Origin of the sequence: Planctomicrobium limosum, assembly GCF_051465645.1 — a bacterium.
Classification (GTDB): Bacteria; Planctomycetota; Planctomycetia; order Planctomycetales; family Planctomycetaceae; genus Planctomicrobium.
This window is the reverse complement of record NZ_CP195790.1, coordinates 39,109-57,125: the sequence shown is the minus strand read 5'-3', so window position 1 is coordinate 57,125 and position 18,017 is coordinate 39,109. Positions and strand designations below refer to the sequence as shown.

Genomic DNA, 18,017 nt, shown 5'->3' with positions numbered 1-18,017 from the left:
ATGTTTGCTTGTCAAAATCATCGATTCTCATGGATTCAATCCTCGGCAGTCCGCGTTCCCCAGAAGTTTGCGCCGCTAGCTGAACGACGACAGGCGTTCTCTGCTTTATCCTGGGCCCCCTGCCTTCTTGCATTGGCCTTGTCACTTTTAGCGACGAATCAAGTCGCCTTCGGACAAAGCCGGACAAATATCGCCCCGGCAATTGAGGAAGTGATACGACGACACGAATCTACCTGGAACACACTGTCCTCCATTGACATGACATACGATGTCAATTCGAAGCTGATCGAGAACGGTGTTAAGCAGTGGGAGCAACGTTCTTCAGGAAACATCTGGCGAACTCAAGACGACAGTTTTCGCTTGTTGCTCAGCAATATCAGTGGCGATGGGAAAGTGATTGACCGCTTTGTCAGTCACGGAGTGGAAAAGAGACTCGTTTACCCATTCGGGTTGGATTTCACTGCGGTTCCGCTTAGCGAATGCGACTCTCGACCAGTACGAGGCTTTATAGGCCCCGCTAAAGGAACGGCGAGTCAGGTTCCTCAAAATCTGAAATCGATCTACCTTGCTTCAGCCGACGCCGGAGTAACGCTGAGAGACATTGTGGACCACTGGACGATTGAAGTGATTAAAGATGAAATCACTTCCGGTGACGGGGAAAGACTTACATTAAGAGCAACCATTCCAGAATCGTCCCCTCAACGACATCACGGAACGAACATAACGCTGACAATCAACAAAGACAAAGGCTACTTAATCGAAAGTGCCATCGCGATCGAACATGGAGTTGCAAGGAAAGCCAACTCTGAAGATTACGTCCCCGTAAATGCAACTTGGAAGGTCGCCGCCTGGACTGAACTTCCAAACGAAACTTTCTACCCCTCACACGTTTCATTCCGAAACCACGGTGCCGTCGACTCTGAAAACAGTGAGGACGGTTATTTCATTGACTGGATCGCAACAAGCTTACGCCTAGGATCCAGCGACGGCGATCTCGGGTTCTCGTTTCCTGAGCACACCCTTGTCCATGAAACTTTAAAGAACGGTGATTCGGGAAGAATCTTCATCTGGGCTACAACAGGTGAACCGCTAAAGACTTTCTCCAATGAGTCGGAGTACGAGACATATCGCCGAGCTGAGTGCAAGGGAACAAGCGACATGAGATAGCGCAATTAAAGTAGTCCAACCGGGGCAGGCTCCCGCTTGGACTACTGCATTAGGGGGTGACTCCATGTCAGATGATCACCAAGAGCATGTCACTAACGAGCCATTCTTCTCCACAGAGATGGCATGTTCAATGACGACCTGCATTTGGTGCCATGCAATTAAACCAGACAATTCCCCCCCGCTGCTCAACTAATTTTTACCTGATGTTTCAAGTCGCCTGAACTTCGCTCTTGAAGCATCTTCTTGCTTACGGATCGAAACAGGAGTGACCCCCATTCTCGAAAGTTCAGCAACCGCCTCCTGGTAGACAACCCCTTGCTTTTCTGCTGCAGGCTTACCCTGAAGACGCTCCCCTGCATCCCGGCAGAGTTCGGCCGCCTTTAAAACATGCTCAGGTTGAGAACTGTCGTGCAGTATGGCCGCTTCGTCAAGAAAAGAGAGAATCAGTCGCTTGAATGCCGCTGGGGATTCACCTGCATAGCGACTCGCCTCGATCCTTGACTCTTCAAATATGGCGCGAGCCTGATCTCGCAACTCCGAAGCACGCTCTGGAAGCTCCGCCTCCTTTGCCATCAGCTCATAAATTCCACCGAGCGTGGCTAATTGATCAGCTTTTCTCTGCAGTGGATCAACGCCATCAATCATATATTTTTGCAGCGTAACAGCGTCTTTCAATCGCCGCTTCTCGACCGCAAAACCAACTGCAAAACATGCGAACTCAAATCGAACCTTCGCGTCGTCACTCGTTTGACACAACCTCAGTTGACGGTCTATCCATGCATTAACAGCAGCGTCTTTGTCCTTCGGATCGGTATTGCTGTCACGAAGGAATTTGACGAGATCATTAAACCGCCCTCGCTCACTCACGACAACAGGATTCATAAAGGCAGGAATTTCACTTCCATGCGTGGTCGCAACAGAGACAAGTAACATGCATACAAATGCAAATCTCATTCGAGGTCCTGACACTTTTCGTGGAGATCGAGGTACCAACGCACAGGGCGAACGGGACAGGAGCAACCTAATTCCAGATTATAGCCACAATTCCTGTCATTAAGCCTGCCCTTTTCGAAAAAGCCCCGTTGCTCAAGGACCAACGTGTCGGCTGGTAGTGTGCCAGATAATGGTCATCGACTGCTCCGACTGTGTAAAATCGCTGATGTACGAGGGGCGGGAGCAGGTTTAGGATGCTAAAGTGGTCCGTGTGAAACAAGTTCATTGCGTGGACAACAAGAAACAATCCTGACAATTACGCTTCATCGCAGGAGACAGACAATGGCAATTCCTCATGCAATGCCTGGCGAAGTCATTGACGTTCGCCCCTTGGGATCAGAATTGGCAGCTTCGAAGACCCACACATTATTCAAGGCTGAAAAGATTGAGGTCATCCGCCTTGTCATGGCCGCAGGTAAGGTACTGTCGGAACACAAAGCCCCTGGCGAGATCACAGTGCATTGTCTCGAAGGGAAGCTTGCCTTTACCACCATGGGACAGACGCACGAACTCACGGCAGGAAAGATGATCTACCTGAAGGCGGGTGAACCGCACTCGGTCCAGTGCATTGAAGCTGCTTCGTTTCTGCTAACTCTCGTGCGGTCAGGTGACACGCCCTAACGCAAGGAGCAACGCGGTATGTTGCCTGTGAGAGTAGCATGTACCTTTCAGCCCCCCAATAACGGGGGCAACGGGGGACACTCGACCATCACTGAGCCTCCTTGCTCGAAAGCGTTGAACGAAAACAGTCTTCTAAACCTATTTATTTCGTCGAGGTTAAACACCACCTCACATTCAACCATGCGTATACGAATCGAGTTCGCCCGAAATAAGATTCTCAGACACATGCTAATTTGTATATGATGACTAGCAGGTTTACCGGTGAATTGCTCTTGGAACCCCATTTGCAATTTGCGACAAGGTCGCCACACGACTGTCTTCCATATTTCAAAAATTTCAGTTCTGGAATCAACGATGACGATGACAACACGCGCGCTCTTCCTGTCCGTACTATTGGGGACCGTAATTACTCTTCCACTTTATGGAGACTCCAAACCGGGGGCAGCCCCCAAGCCTGAGGAGAAAAAAGCGGATTCGTCAGAAGCGAACCTGTGGATGCAGATCAAACTGCACTCCTCTCAGGAGATCCTCTCTGGATTGACCAATGCCGACTTCAAAGTCATCGAGGAGCAAAGCCGGCGATTAATGGCGTTTAATTTCCTGGAGATTTGGGTGCAGGAGAATTCATTCCCCAAAACCTCAGAGTATCAGGGCCAGCTGAATTCTTTTGAATTCGCCACCAAAGAACTTGTTCGCACCGCCAAAGCAAAAGACATCGATGGAGCGCTGAATTCTTATTTGCTCCTGACCCGTTCCTGCGTTGAATGCCACAAATTGATCCGCGACGTCCCCAAAACACCATGATCGAATCCCCTTTTGTGACTGGCGATGGACTCGGCTTGAGTGGCACACCCTGACGCAAGGAAGGGCGTGGTACGATGCGATGGAAGACAACGGCGCCCTAACATCCAGAGAAATCCCCATCCCCTTCCGCTACCGGGCGTACCGTCTCATCCAGCCTACATTTCTAGAACTTTCCTTTGACATCAGCCATGCCAAGCGTGTATCACTGTAGTAATACACCAGTAACATACAATGACGACGCAACCTTCACAATTTGAAATCCACCCTTCTTCTGGCGTTCCAATTTTTCGCCAGATCATTGAGCAGGTGCAGGCTCTGCTCGCGGGACGTCGGATTCAACCGGGAGACATGCTTCCCAGCGTTCGCCAGATGGCTGCAGAGTTGGGGGTAAACCCGATGACGATCTCGAAGGCCTATGCCCGGCTGGAAGCGGATGGAATCGTCGAACGGGTACGCGGCAAGGGAATGGCCATTCTCCCTCAGACCATTCAGGGAAGCGTTGTACAGCGTCAACGGGAACTCGAGTCACAGATGCAGGCCGCTGTGAATCGGGGACGACAACTGGGCTTGAATGACGAGCAGATTGAACACGTGCTCCGGAAGCTACTCAGGGAGACTCCGCAATGACGAGGCCGATTGTTCGAACGCTGGATCTGCAAGAACACTTTGGAAAGCAGAACGTTTTACGGGGCATTAACCTGGAGATCCTTCAGGGTCAGGTTGTGGGCCTGATCGGCACTAATGGAAGTGGCAAGTCGACTCTGATTAAATGCCTGCTGGGATTGTTGAAACGCTCGTCCGGACAGAGTTTTCTGTTCGATGAAGACTCCTGGGACCTGACCCCGAACACCAAAGCACGGCTCGGATATGTCTCGCAAGAGTTCCAGATCTTCCCCTGGATGAAGGTGCAACAGGTGTGCGATTACACCGGTGCGTTCTATGAACACTGGAATTACGCCCACGTCAAACAGCTACTCTCGGAATGGAGCCTGCCGAGCGAGAAGCGAGTCAGCACATTGTCAGTGGGGCAGCGGCAGAAACTCGCAGTGATTCTCGCAATGGGGCATCAGCCAGAACTCCTTATTCTGGACGAGCCAGTTGCCAGTCTCGATCCAGTGGCCCGACGACAATTCCTGCAGTCGCTGATCGAATTCACGGCGGATGGTGACAACACCGTTCTGTTTTCAACGCATATCACGTCCGACCTGGAACGGATTGCCTCACATGTTGCATTCCTGAGTGAAGGCACGCTCGGATACTACGGTGAACTCGACCAACTGAAAGACAATTGTAAACGCCTGCGCATCCATGCTTTCGCCCCTCTCCCTGATGATTTGCGTCTTCCCAAGACGTTACGCAGCGAAATCGACGGAACACACGGGCTCATCACCGTGGCAGAATTCCAGCCAGAATTAAGGCCACTCCTGGCAGAACAGTATCAGGCACAGGTCAATGTTGAAGATCTCAATCTGGAAGAGATCTTTCTGGAGCTCAATGGACATTCCTCGGCTGCTCAGGCTGCGAACGGAGCAAGCCGATGATTCACCGCCTGTTCCATATTTACCGCACCTACTGGACACGCCCTCTCTGCCTGTTACTCACACTACTTTTGCTATTCTGCTTCGGAATGCTGGCATACGAGAGTTATTCCGATGACGCTAAGGTGGGAGAGGTGGTTCCGAATCGGAAGTATGCAGGACCCATTTCCACTTTCCAGAGAGACGAGTTCCAATCGTCGGTTCCCCGCAGACGAGAAGCGGAAGTTCGCACCCTTTGGGTGAGTGATGCTGATCTGACTTCGGTAATTTCGCCAGAACAGTTTCACAACGTGGAGTGTATTAGCTGGGAGCACACAAACATCTCCGTGTCTGACGCCGAGTTCCTCTTGAAGTTCCCCAAGCTGCATTCCGTGGAACTGGCTTGCCGGCAAATCAGCTCGGGAGTTCTAAGGACGCTGGCACCACGAATTGAAGAACTGCAGATCCCGTCTCACCTGCTCTTAGAACATCAGGATGAACTCTCCTCGCTCGAGAAAGTGCGCCAATTGCGAGTAGACCAAAGCCGATTGACAGCCGATAGCATCGCTGGAATGAGCACGATTCCAAACCTGCAGACAATCGTATTTGACCGTGGCCTGATGGGAATGCAGCCCATACGAACTCCAACCCCTAACATCAACAAGTGGGGAAAACTGCACCTCCCCCTTTCGGCGTTTGCACCGCTCATCCGGCATCCTCATTTGCGAGAGGTGTTCGCCGACTGGTCGCCACAACTACTGGCTAATCGAAAATTCCTTACTGAGGTTCACGGCTACCCGGCAACATTTCCCAAGACCCCGACTATCGCATCTGTGACTGTCATCTTCACAATGATAGTCCTCTCTGCGTTGCTGGCTGTCCAACTGGGAGCGCAGTTTCTCAGCCCGTCCGCAATGGTCATCCCCAACTATGGTCGCCCCCACAAACTGGCAGCGTTACTTCTGCTGGCCGCGACTGCCGGCGTGGCAACTTGCGGATTAATGTCGGCTCAGGTGGCCTTTCTTCCAGCATTGTCGATCAGCCTTCTGATTCCAAGTTCAATCGCGGTAATCCTCCGCAGTGTCGTCCCATCGGCAAAGATCACGAAACAGGAGGGGCTGGTTTTAGTTCTGAGATTCGCAGTCATCCTCGCCATGGCAGTTTTTCTGTTTAACACCATCTACTGCATTGCCGCATTCCCCTCTCCGGCACTTCTCGGATTGCGGACCTGGTATTTTGCAGGGCACTATCCCATTGCAGCAATCGGCATCATCTGTATCGAATTGGCAATCCTGTGCAATCTGTTTATCAAGCTTGAGCGATATCTGCTTCGCGTCACGGAAGCCCAACCAAAACTGACAGCAGCCTTCATTTTTCACTCACGCGAGTACCGACGGACTCAACAGACAGCGCTCAACCCATTGGCCGCATGGGGCCTCGATGGACGATTTCAGCATCTGTCATTTCATCGCGGATCATTCTGGCAGCAGGTCAAACTTATGCGATGGGGCAACCCGTACAGGCCAATTATTCTCCTGACGACAGGTTCGATCTTGTTTGGATTTTTCTTATTGTTCTTCCAGATGATCTCCCCCCAGTCTGGAGAGGGAAAAGACCAGCCTCCAAACCCGCTTTTTCTTTTCCACTTATTTACGGGTCAGCTCAGTGTGTTGATGCTGACCGTGCCGATTTCATCCTGGTTTCAACGTTGTAAATCGCTCGAAATGGAATTCTGTCATCCCTTCAATCGCCGGACACTTTCACGTCTGCTTTTCACGAGCCTCGCCATCGATCAGTCATTCGCCATCATTCCTGCAACGGCATTTAGCACCCACCTGTTAACATTGCCTCAGGTGTCGAACAGCGCGACAACACTGCCAATCACAAGCATCCTGTTCATCACCGTATTCAGTTTCTGCCATTTCGTCGGAGCAACCACCTTTGCCTTCCGTTCAACATGGCCGTTCTACTTGTCGTCAATACTCGGCTTCATTTGCCTCTTCGTTGGAACAATTGTCGTTTTACTAATCTTCTTTGCTCCAACGCTCGTCCCTCAAATCTCGGCAGAGATACTGCTGGGAGGACTCTCTGCATTCACACTCGGCCTATGGGCGGCGATTCTCTGGCTCATGAAGAAAACCCGAGAACGCGAATGGGGATAAATCGCCAATCCAATCCCCAGGAAAGTGCTGAGAGACAAAAGCGAGTGCCGCGTTCCTGAGGTCAGCGAGAGATGTGGATCGCAATACTAAACGGGATCCTGACCAACAGCCCATCGAATCAACACAATGGGAATTTCGAACGGATCAAGCAACGCGCCCTTGCGCAAGAAAGACCATCAACTGAAAAGCTTAGCCATTTGCTTCCATCCACACGCTCCCGTGCTTGACTCGCAACCCGCGTTCACTGCTCCGGTCACCTCTGTTGCACAGCGATGGAACGAGTCTCGAGCGAGCGATTCTTGCTGAACCTAACTCATTCTGATTTCAAACTTTGAGAGCGAACCGTTCCTGTCTGATTCGCGTTCTGCAGGCGTTGTTGTTCTGGCCCAAATTCGATAGAATCAGCATTGCAGTTTCAGGCTTCAGCCGACACACCCCAAATCATGTATCTCAAATGAGTTACAGATTTCCGTGTGAATCCGACACGGGTGAATAACCATCACCCAGAAGCCCCTACGCAATAACAGGAGCGCAATCTTTGTCAGACGGAATCCCCCCCTCCGATTTTGAGACCCCCGACGACTCTTTTGAGGGAGGCGACGACAATGGCTCTGAGTTACGCGCCATTGAAGACCTCGATATTCGCGATGAGATGCAGCAGAGCTATCTCACCTATGCGATGTCGGTCATTGTCAGCCGTGCATTGCCAGATGTGCGAGACGGTCTGAAGCCCGCCCAACGTCGAATTCTGGTCGCCATGAACGACCTGAATCTGGGGCCATCTTCCGGGCGAATCAAATGCGCCAAAATCTCCGGGGACACATCCGGAAACTATCACCCTCACGGTGAACAGGTCATCTACCCAACCCTCGTCCGTCTTGCACAAGACTGGGTGATGCGGGAAACGCTCATCGACAAGCAAGGGAACTTCGGCTCGATCGCCGGTCTTGGCCCTGCGGCGATGCGATACACCGAAGCCCGACTGTCGTCTGCCGCCTCGGAAATGCTGGACGATCTGCAACGTCAGACCGTCGACTTCATTCCGACCTACGACCAGCGCGGCGAAGAGCCCGTGGTGCTCCCTTCCCGTTACCCGAACCTGCTGGTCAATGGATCACAGGGGATCGCGGTCGGGATGGCAACCAGCATTCCTCCCCATAACCTGGGTGAAGTCTCGGAAGCTGTGAAACTGGTCATTGATGACCCGGATACCAGCATCGAATCCATCATGGCTGTGATGCCTGGCCCTGACTTCCCGACCGGGGGGGTTATCTGTGGTCGGTACGGCATTCTGCAAGGATATCGCACTGGACGTTCAACGCTCACATTGCGTGCGAAGGTCGAGTTCGAGACCGAGAAGAATACCGAAGTCATCGTGGTGAAAGAGATCCCGTATCTCGACACCCGCGACCGTATCAAGTCGAAGCTCGAAGAACTAATCAAAGACGACAAGATTGAAGGCATCTCGCGCGTCGTCGACTATACCGATCGCCGAACCCCAAGCTGGCAGGTTCGTCTTCATATCTACCTGAAGCGTGATGCAGACCGAGAAATCGTTCTGAATCAGCTCTACAAGTACTCACCTCTGCAGACCACTGTTTCAGTGATCACACTGGCACTTGTGGGGAACCGTCCGCAGACGTTGAACATCAAGCAGGTGATCGAAGAGTTCATTCGTCACCGTGAAGAAGTCATTCGTCGGAAGACAGAGTTCCAGCTCTCCGAAGCCCGAAAGCGAAAGCACACGGTCGAGGGGATGTTGATTGCTCAGATCGACATCGACCAGATCATTCAAACGATCAGGAACTCGCCGAGCCGTGCCGAAGCCAAGGTCCGCCTGCAGAAAATCGAAATGCCAGCGGAACTGGTCGCCCGGGCATTGGGCGAGCAAGGTTTCGAGATGTTCCTGACAGAGTATGGACACTCAGAGTCCTACACTCTCTCACCGAACCAGTCAGAGGCCATCGTCAGTATGCAGTTGGGCTCTCTCGCCAATCTGGAACGGGAGAACCTGCAAGGCGAACACAGCCACCTGCTCGAGAACATTTCAGACTTTCTTTACCTTCTCTCAGATGCGGCACACATTCGTGCTGAAATCCGCAAGGAAATGGAAGTCCTGCAGGCGAAATACACCTCGCCTCGCCGAACGGAAATCTCAGACGAGGAACTGGCCGACGTCGACAAGAGCGAACTGATCACAGAAGAGCCGATGGTTGTCACCCTGTCACGACGGGGCTACATCAAACGCACTCCGCTGACGATGTATCAGGCGCAGAACCGCGGCGGCAAAGGAATCAAAGGAACCAAGGGTGACGACGAAGATCCAGTCGAACACCTGTTCGTTTCCAGCACACACAGTTGGCTGCTCTTCTTCACAAACTTCGGCAAAGTCTACTGGCAGAAGGTTTACGATCTTCCGCTACAGGCGCGTACTGCCAAAGGCCGTGCTCTCGTTAACTTGTTGAACCTTGGTGACGGCGAGAAGGTTCAGGACTGTATCGACGTCCGCGAATTCGACGACCAACACTTCCTGCTGATGGCAACACAGCAGGGGATCGTCAAGAAAACCGTCCTCTCTGCATACAGCCGACCAATGAAGGGCGGCATCATTGCGATCAAGCTCGACGAAGGCGATGAACTCATCGACGTCGTGAAGGTTGCATCTGGTCAGGACGTTGTGTTGAGCACATCAACCGGGATGACGATCCGATTCACAGAGTCGGACGCTCGCTCAATGGGTCGCAATACAATGGGCGTGAAAGGGATTTCGCTCAGCAAGAACGACACTGTTGTCGGGATGGTTGTGGCAGAAGAAGACCTGACCCTGCTCACGATCTGCGAAAACGGTTACGGAAAGCGAACTCCATTTGGTGCCGGAGAACTCGATTCTGTGTCAGAAGATGAAACCGATGCTTCACCGTCAGGTGAGGTCTCGGCAGAAGCAGCACCTGAAGGTGACGCAGGCGCCAGCGACGAAGAAGCAACTGCTTCAACCAGCAGCGGTATGCGATATCGTCGCCAGAAACGCGGTGGAAAAGGTGTTCGCGACATCAAGACGACGAGCCGAAATGGAAACGTCATCGGGGTCCTTGCTGTCACCGATGGTGATGACATCCTGATGATTTCAACCTCAGGCAAGATTCAGCGAATTCGAGCAACCGACATTAACGTCATCGGGCGAAACACGCAGGGCGTTCGCATCATGCGGCTCGACAACGATGACAAGCTGGTTTCACTCGCTCGTATTCCTGCGGAAGTGACAGACGAAAGTGATGTCGATTCCGTAGTTGAAGCCGAGGCGGACGTGAACGAAGCGAAACCAGACGTCCCACCAGAGGCCGCTGAGTAATCTGGTCCGCTCTGGAAAAGATTTGAAACCGTACACGACTCTCGTGTGCGGTTTTTTTATACACTGAAGCCAAGTTTTCAGGGGACCGTTTAATAGAGTCGGTACAACTCCGAAGATGGTCCTTTGCAACTGCCCTCTGCATCAACAAAGGAGAAATCCCATGCTGCGACGATCATTTCTGACAGCAGTTCTTGCCGTGGCAACACTGCTGAGCAACGCTGTCCTGAACAAGGCCGCACAAGCAGAAGAAATCAAACTGCCAGCAAAGGAAAAGTTCCACCTTTACCTGCTGATTGGGCAGTCAAACATGGCAGGCCGCGGCGTGCTTGGAAAAGAGAAGCAGTCGCCACCGGACCGCATTCTAACCTTGAACAAGGCGAACGAGTGGGCACCAGCAATCGAGCCATTGCACTTCGACAAGCCGACCATTGCCGGTGCAGGATTGGGGTTCAGCTTCGCCCAGGAAATCGCCAAGGTCGATCCTGACGTCACGATTGGAGTTATCCCGTGTGCCGTTGGAGGAACACCACTCTCCCGATGGCAGAAAGATGCAGATCTCTATACCCAAGCTGTCGAGCGGGCCCGCATTGCGATGAAGAGCGGAACACTGAAAGGCATTCTCTGGCATCAGGGAGAAAGTGATGCCGGATCAAAAATGCTTGCCGACTCTTACGGTAAACGAATGAGCAAGATGATTGGAGATCTGCGCAGCGACCTTGACAGCCCCAGCGTACCGTTTATCGTTGGGGGGTTGGGTGAATTCCTTTCAGTCGGGACTGCAGAAAAGCCCAGCTACTGGAAAGTTGTAAACGCTCAACTCGAATCGATCCATGAACTGGTCCCCAACTCTGCCTTTGTGAATTCAACCGGGTTGGGACACAAAGGTGATTCAGTTCACTTCGACACTGAGGCACTGCGGGAGTTTGGCCGACGATACGCGGCCGCCCTGCTGAAGCTCAATGCTCCAAAGAAGTAAATCACAAGCAGGAATTGTGTTCGACAATTCACTAGTATAATCATGTTTCCGCCCGAGATCGGGCTCCGGACGAGACGCGCCGTACCCGGTTCTGCAAAGACGACGCTTTAAAAGGAGATGTCGTCATGGCATGGATCATTCTTGTCATTGCAGGGTTGATCGAGACCGGTTGGGCGATCGGTCTGAAATATACCGAAGGGTTCACCAAGCCGGTCCCAAGTGTCCTCACAATTTCGGGGATTGTGGTCAGCATGTATCTGCTGTCGATTGCGGCAAAAACTCTCCCCATCGGGACAGCTTATGCAGTCTGGGTTGGCATCGGAGCGGCTGGGACCGTTATTCTGGGGATTGCGTTGTTGAATGAGCCATTCAACATGGCACGAGTCGGGTTTCTCAGCCTGTTGATCATCTCGATCATCGGACTGAAATTTACTGCATAACGCTGATTCCTGAAGCGAATTCGAAGGTGCATGTCAGACGGTGTGCCTCTGCGAATCTCCCTTGAGATTCCTGCAGAGGCACTTTTTCATCTGAATCACGAACTCTCTGCATTTTGAGAGGCAACTTCGCACTGCGCCGACTAATCGCAAACGACTATCATCTGGACGAACGTCATTCTGCTATCGTTAAGCTCAGTGTATCAGTCCCAGTGCATCAATCACGTCAAGCATGGTAGGCTCACTTCCATATATCGACGTCAGGAAAGGTCTCATGACTCATCACAAACTTCATACAGCAGCACGCTGTTCTAAGTTTCCACTTGCGGCACTGGTGCTTGCGGCAATGGCATCTGTCACTTCAATTCATGCCGCTGAAGTCAGTTGGCTCGCGGATGTCGCCACGGTTCCGGCTCAGTACCCTGCCCCTGAGAAACCGTTGCGTCCGGTGCTGAAAAAGACCGATGGAACAGAGATCACGAATCTCAAGGACTGGGAAGAAGCTAGAGCGGCAATCAAAGAGGACTGGCTGAAATTTCTCGGGCCGCTGCCACAGGCTCCCCAAAACCTGGCAGTGAAATCTCTGCATAAAGAAGAACTCGAAAACTGTACTCGAGAATTAATTGAGTACGAAGCTGAACCAGGTCGTCGCGTTCAGGCATTCGTCATGCGGCCGAATAAAAAGCAAGCTGAAAAGCTGCCGGGGCTTGTCGTCTTCCACGGGACGACTACAGAGACCATCAAGTCAGTCGCCGGAACCGGTGAATTTCCATTGAAAGCCGTGGGACTACGACTGGCAGAAGCCGGTTATCTCGTGATCTGTCCGGCCAACTTTCTGTGGGAAGAAAAGACTTACCTGAAATCGGTCGCTGCAGCCAAAGCCCGAAACCCAGAGAGCCTCGGTATGGCAACGATGTTGGCTGACGGAATGCGTGCGGTTGATGTTCTGCTGACGCAACCCGACGTTGACCCGAACCGCATCGGCGCTTCAGGTCACTCTCTGGGAGCGAAAGAAGTTTTGTACCTGATGGCGTTCGACGAGCGAGTCAGGGTTGGTGTCTTCAGTGAAGGAGGAATCGGCCTTTCCTTCACAAACTGGGAAGCCCCATGGTATCTGGGACCAGCAGCGAAAGAAGCCGATTTCCCACGTGAGCATCACGAACTCATGGCCTTGATTGCTCCTCGCCCGTTTCTGATTCTCGGAGGCGAAACCGGTCGTGGATGCGCCGATGGAGAACGAAGCTGGCCATACGTCGCTGTAGGTCAGGCTGTCACAAAACTCTATGGGCAACCGGCTCGACATGGACTGCTCAACCACCACGAAGGCCACTTGCTTTCGATGGAATCACAGGCCAAAGTTCACGACTGGCTGAAAGCCTATGTCGCGGATGCAAAGTAAAGCAGACTTCGCTTCAACATAAAATGAGTGACGGTTGCAGATTCAATTGCGACCGTCACTCATTTTTAATGACATATCGCGAAGTCCCAGACTCCCAATCAAACAGGCCAGTCTAAAAAAGACGGAGCTGGCCGCTTGTCGGCTTAGGAGGACGAAAGTCACTTCGATTCAGTTCCGGCAATGTTCCATCCAGTCCGTACTTCTTGCGAAAGACCTGAAACGTCTTTTGAATCTGATCGGCAATGACACCGCTGCCAGTCATTCGCTCGCCGAATTTCGCAGAGTACATCTCGCCATTGCGACAGGATTTGACCAGTGATTCCACGCGGTCTTTCTTCAGTGGCTGAGTTCTTTCCAACCACTCCTGAAAGACCGGCAACACAGTCAACGGCAGTCGCAGCAAAACCTTCCCCGCCGATTGAGCCCCTGCATCTGAAGCAGCTTTCAGAATCGCGGGAATCTCGGAATCATTCAGGCCGGGGATGATTGGGGCCACCATCACATTGACTGGCACTCCAGCATCACGAAGGGCCTTGATCACCCGCAGACGTGCCGCCGGAGCACTGGTTCGCGGTTCCATCACGCGTGCCAATTCAGGATCGAGCGTCGTCACGCTCATGTTCACATGCACCAGACGATGCTCGGCCATTGATGACAACAGTTCAAGATCACGCCCAACAAGAGCATTCTTGGTGATGATGCCCACAGGTTGACGAGCCTCAAGCGCCACTTCAAGACATTTTCGAGTCAGTTGCAGACTTCGCTCGATGGGCTGATAGCAATCGGTCACACCTGAGAACGTAATGAGATCGGCATTCCACCCTTTGCCGTTCAGAAACTCGCGCAGCAAGTCAGGTGCTTTCCGCTTCACTGCAATTTTGGATTCGAAATCCAAACCGGCATTCAGCCCCAGATATTCGTGATAAGGGCGCGCGTAGCAGTACGCACATCCATGCAGGCAGCCGCGGTAGGGATTCAATGAATATCGAAACGGAATGTCAGGGCTACTGTTCTCACTCACAATCGACTTTGAATCGTCGTCGAAATAAATCGTATCGAGCCGCTGTAACTCTTCCTGAAAATCCGTGTCAAACTCCAGCTGTTCAAAATCATCAACGACATGCGTTCGATCGAACCGGTTTGGAGGATGAATCAGAGATCCTCTTCCCTTCAAAGATCGCTGCTGGTTCTGCATTCAATCCTCAACATCAATCCCGACGGGTTCGCGCAGGCAACATGAACAAGCGTACACAACCATGCTCACTCTGTCGAGAGAAATGAGATCACTGAGCAAAGAATCGCTTGTGCGTCAAAGAAGCCGACATTCAAGCAACGCTGAGAGAATTCGTATGAACTCGATCCCTGCGACTCAGTCAATTAAGACCACGACCTGAGTCTGAATGCGCCCTCTTGCAAAGAAGCGAAACGGCAAGAACCGTTACCGGGGAGATTGTGACTCGAAGGTCGAAACACAGAGTGTTGAGTTGAGTCTTATTGTGCGGCGGCGAGATATCCGAAATCGCGATTGCTCAAATAATGCGGCGTTGGGCGAACAATCAACGGAGTGTATCCCAGATCAACCCGTCGTCGCCAAGGTGTGTAACGGAATTGCTTTAAGAGCGGAACGGCCTGTTCGCCTGCGTTCTTTGCGAATCCCCCTTTGGAATTGAAGAACGCATCGAGTCCTGAAGGCAGGTCGCATAATTGGTTGTCTGTGTAGACAAAAGCCATGCTCCAGTCGGCGAAATCCCGCTCCTCGATCTCTGCCCGACGTAACACCTGAATCGACTTATGTCTTGGATCAGATGCAATCCGATTGAACAGATCGTCAACGACTTCAACCGGGCCTTCCAGAACCTGCAGAAAAGAATTCCCGTGACGCACCAGAATTCCGGTGACTTCGTGAATGTCGTTCTGGGCTCTGGCCTTCATCAGTAAGCGAGAAATCTCGGCGTTACTGAACGTGACTGTCGTGTCGCTTTTATATATGAGCTGGCGCATGCTGGCTGACCTCTGAAATCAAGTGCAGTCCAGACAAACCTAGGTCCGTGTTTTCAAGCTGACGGCTCAAAGGTCGTGCAAACTTCAACAATCCACATTTTTCATCGACAGCCCCCTTACATTCCGACCTGCTGCTTCCAGATCCAGAGAATGACGCGGTTGGCTTGTCTATTTATTCATCGACTGAATTCTCATCTGTGCTTCAACCTTTTCGTCAGTCGGTCTGCCAGGAACACAGGCTCTGGGATTCGATGTTTACTGATGGATTGAATTGTGAACTCGATTGCCTGAGAAAGTGTGACCAGTTGTCCGACAGAAACATAAACGGGCTTTGTTTTTCGAGGGGACTGAATTTCTGCCCCGATGACCTGATTTCCATCCATCACCAGTCGATCAACTGGAACTGATTCGTCCGAACCGTGTGGGGCTGTCACAACGCTGCCACACAACAACGACTTCCCCACACCAATGCACGGGTGGTTCAACAGAACGCCGAGACACGTTGCGATTCCCGCTCTCCAGGGATGCAGTCGGCCGTTTCCATCACAAAAGAGAACGTCCGCCATCTTCCCTGCTCTGACCACCTCAAGACAGAGTTCAAACATCACTGGGAGTTCACGGAATGTCAGATACCCTGGAATGTAAGGAAATGAGACAGGTCTGATCAGAGTCTGTTCGTAGACCGGCTCCAAAGTTCGTGCATTCAACTGGACATAGGCCGCACACGCACGACCATCGCGGGAATAAGCGACATCGATCCCGCCAAACGTCTTCGGGATCTTTCTCACCGGCAGGTTCTTGACCTGTCTCACAAGCTGCTGCTGAAGATCCCGTAGTCGTTTCAGCGGACTTGAAGAATGAAAATGTGTGAAGCGATTCAGCTGGCGAACGCGACCAGTCTCATCCACGCTCACACCTTCGCTGATTAACAACTCCGCCTTCTCCTGTGGATCACCAGTGACATACAGGCCCAGATCACCGTTCTTCCGCACGACCCGATGACACACGCAGTTCGCAGTATGAGCGTGATGAGTAAGGTACTCGCCAAGCCATCGAGCAGATCGGGTTTTATCGTCGCCTAATGCAACAGCGAGGTCCCCGTAAGTTGATACCGCCCCTGCTGGAATCTGATGCAGTAACTCTTGAACTTCCGCTTCAAGATCAGGAAGCAAATCCAACAACTCCGCAAGTTTCACTCCTGCTCCTCATACAGATTATTAAATCGCATAGTCAATAATTATAGGTCACTCACAGGCTTAGGAGCCACCCTGTCTCCCTAAACCACCGATCTTGAACAATCAGATCGATGTCATTCCAACAAGTATTGCTTTCATGTAACGAGCGGTTGCACATTACTACCACTCACTCACATAGAAATCCGCTTGTATAAAGATACGATAGACGACTGATATGAAGTCAGATTCCGCACTCGCAAATTGACTCAGGAGAGCTCTCCTCCTGCAATGTTTTGAGAATTCTTTGGTGTTCACATCGTTCGTTTCTTTCCAAAGGCATTCGTCATGTTCCCTGTTCCAAAGCGTATCAGGCGTCAATCGGCGTTCACGCTGATTGAACTTCTCGTTGTGATCGCCATCATCGCGATCTTAATCGCACTTCTGCTCCCGGCTGTACAACAGGCGCGCGAAGCGGCCAGACGATCACAATGCAAGAATAACTTGAAACAATTAGGGCTTGCGATTCACAATTATCATGACGTCTATTTGACGTTTCCAATTGGTGCCCGTCCTGGAGTTGCCAATGCATGTACCGGATGGAGATTCGCACTTCTCCCCTACCTTGAGCAAACCTCTTTGTTCAATCTTGCCTCCGCTTCTGGTTATATGCTGAACACGTACAACGCCAGTCCAACCAGTCTGAGCCAGTACACAACCCACATGCAGCAACTCTTCGGTAAGGTTGTCGGCGCCTACTCGTGCCCATCAAGTCCATTACCTCAACTCTATGGATTCCTCCCGGCGGACACCACGGTTGGTTCAGTCACACAGAATCACAATTACGTCGGCATTATGGGAGCCTACCCTGATCCGATTACCAGAGCGAACGTCGTCTACGCTGCACAGCATGGACATTTTCCAACATCAAACGGGATCCTCCTCAATGGGGAAACCAAATCGATGAAGGACATCTCCGACGGCACCTCAAACACGATTGTTATTGGCGAACAATCCGGGAACTCGAATACAGACGTCAGATTCCGACAGCTCGCCGTCTACCACACTGGTTGGGGTGGAAACACGACGACCGGCACAGTTTCTTCATGGCTGAACGAGTCCCCTGCAACTGGTGTTCATCGCTATTCAACAGGAATCACATCGGTCTTCCATACCCCGAATCCACGGTCGGTTGGCGCAGAAGGCGATCAGCCTTGGAAGTCAAATACCCCACTGACTTCGTTCCATACCGGCGGTGTCCATGTCCTTCTAGCTGACGGGTCAGTTCGCTTTGCCGGAGACAACATTCACCTGTTGACGTTGCAACGACTGTGTGTGCGGGACGATGGCGATCCAATCGGCGAATGGTAAACGTGAGTCACAAACCTTCACGTTTCCAGTCTTAATTTGCTGCAATCA

Annotated in this window: 15 protein-coding genes and 1 riboswitch; of the genes, 11 read left to right on the top strand and 4 right to left on the bottom strand. The window is 51.9% G+C overall.

The genetic code is table 11. The features are described from left to right. Window positions 1-1,167, top strand: coding sequence for a hypothetical protein (locus SH527x_RS00215; RefSeq protein WP_437192643.1), 1,167 nt, complete (start codon window positions 1-3; stop codon window positions 1,165-1,167). Window positions 1,168-1,356: 189 nt separating this feature from the next. Here the strand turns inward: SH527x_RS00215 and SH527x_RS00210 are convergent, their stop codons facing one another. Continuing rightward, on the bottom strand, window positions 1,357-2,100 hold the full coding sequence (locus tag SH527x_RS00210; protein WP_437192642.1) for a hypothetical protein: 744 nt from the start codon (window positions 2,098-2,100) through the stop codon (window positions 1,357-1,359). Window positions 2,101-2,442: 342 nt separating this feature from the next. Here SH527x_RS00210 and SH527x_RS00205 point away from each other — a divergent pair, with 342 nt between their 5' ends. The 9 genes from SH527x_RS00205 to SH527x_RS00165 all read left to right on the top strand — a co-directional run bounded on the left by SH527x_RS00205 (window position 2,443) and on the right by SH527x_RS00165 (window position 13,425). Then, window positions 2,443-2,781, top strand: a complete 339-nt coding sequence (locus tag SH527x_RS00205) for a cupin domain-containing protein (protein WP_437192641.1) — start codon at window positions 2,443-2,445, stop codon at window positions 2,779-2,781. A gap of 354 nt (window positions 2,782-3,135) precedes the next feature. Next, window positions 3,136-3,585 carry a hypothetical protein gene (locus SH527x_RS00200; protein WP_437192640.1) on the top strand — a complete coding sequence of 150 codons (450 nt, stop codon included), beginning with the start codon at window positions 3,136-3,138 and terminating at the stop codon, window positions 3,583-3,585. Window positions 3,586-3,816: 231 nt separating this feature from the next. Continuing rightward, on the top strand, window positions 3,817-4,212 hold the full coding sequence (locus SH527x_RS00195) for a GntR family transcriptional regulator (RefSeq protein ID WP_437192639.1): 396 nt from the start codon (window positions 3,817-3,819) through the stop codon (window positions 4,210-4,212). Next, window positions 4,209-5,126, top strand: a complete 918-nt coding sequence (locus SH527x_RS00190; RefSeq protein WP_437192638.1) for an ABC transporter ATP-binding protein — start codon at window positions 4,209-4,211, stop codon at window positions 5,124-5,126. The genes SH527x_RS00195 and SH527x_RS00190 overlap by 4 nt, the downstream gene beginning before the upstream one ends. Further along, window positions 5,123-7,264, top strand: coding sequence for a hypothetical protein (locus tag SH527x_RS00185; RefSeq protein WP_437192637.1), 2,142 nt, complete (start codon window positions 5,123-5,125; stop codon window positions 7,262-7,264). Before SH527x_RS00190 ends, SH527x_RS00185 begins: the two co-directional genes overlap by 4 nt. 538 nt (window positions 7,265-7,802) lie before the next feature. Next, window positions 7,803-10,613, top strand: a complete 2,811-nt coding sequence (gene gyrA / locus SH527x_RS00180; RefSeq protein ID WP_437192636.1) for a DNA gyrase subunit A — start codon at window positions 7,803-7,805, stop codon at window positions 10,611-10,613. A gap of 160 nt (window positions 10,614-10,773) precedes the next feature. Further along, window positions 10,774-11,589 carry a sialate O-acetylesterase gene (locus SH527x_RS00175; protein ID WP_437192635.1) on the top strand — a complete coding sequence of 272 codons (816 nt, stop codon included), beginning with the start codon at window positions 10,774-10,776 and terminating at the stop codon, window positions 11,587-11,589. A 45-nt stretch (window positions 11,590-11,634) separates the two neighbouring features. Beyond that, window positions 11,635-11,698: riboswitch (guanidine-III (ykkC-III) riboswitch) on the top strand. Window positions 11,699-11,714: 16 nt separating this feature from the next. Beyond that, a complete protein-coding gene (sugE, locus tag SH527x_RS00170; protein ID WP_437192634.1) occupies window positions 11,715-12,029 on the top strand; it encodes a quaternary ammonium compound efflux SMR transporter SugE in 315 nt (104 codons plus the stop codon). Between the two features lie 271 nt (window positions 12,030-12,300). After that, on the top strand, window positions 12,301-13,425 hold the full coding sequence (locus tag SH527x_RS00165) for an alpha/beta hydrolase family protein (RefSeq protein ID WP_437192633.1): 1,125 nt from the start codon (window positions 12,301-12,303) through the stop codon (window positions 13,423-13,425). 112 nt (window positions 13,426-13,537) lie between these two features. On the opposite strand, the gene SH527x_RS00160 is transcribed toward SH527x_RS00165, so the two are convergent. From SH527x_RS00160 to SH527x_RS00150, 3 genes are all read right to left on the bottom strand, one after another. Next, complete coding sequence (locus tag SH527x_RS00160; RefSeq protein WP_437192632.1) at window positions 13,538-14,620, bottom strand: PA0069 family radical SAM protein; 1,083 nt, start codon at window positions 14,618-14,620, stop codon at window positions 13,538-13,540. 296 nt (window positions 14,621-14,916) lie between these two features. After that, window positions 14,917-15,426 carry a BLUF domain-containing protein gene (locus SH527x_RS00155; RefSeq protein ID WP_437192631.1) on the bottom strand — a complete coding sequence of 170 codons (510 nt, stop codon included), beginning with the start codon at window positions 15,424-15,426 and terminating at the stop codon, window positions 14,917-14,919. A 191-nt stretch (window positions 15,427-15,617) separates the two neighbouring features. Further along, on the bottom strand, window positions 15,618-16,622 hold the full coding sequence (locus tag SH527x_RS00150; RefSeq protein ID WP_437192630.1) for an endonuclease V: 1,005 nt from the start codon (window positions 16,620-16,622) through the stop codon (window positions 15,618-15,620). 324 nt (window positions 16,623-16,946) lie between these two features. On the opposite strand from SH527x_RS00150, the gene SH527x_RS00145 reads away from it, so the two are divergent. Continuing rightward, a complete protein-coding gene (locus SH527x_RS00145) occupies window positions 16,947-17,969 on the top strand; it encodes a DUF1559 domain-containing protein (protein ID WP_437192629.1) in 1,023 nt (340 codons plus the stop codon). The last annotated feature ends 48 nt before the right edge of the window (window positions 17,970-18,017 follow it).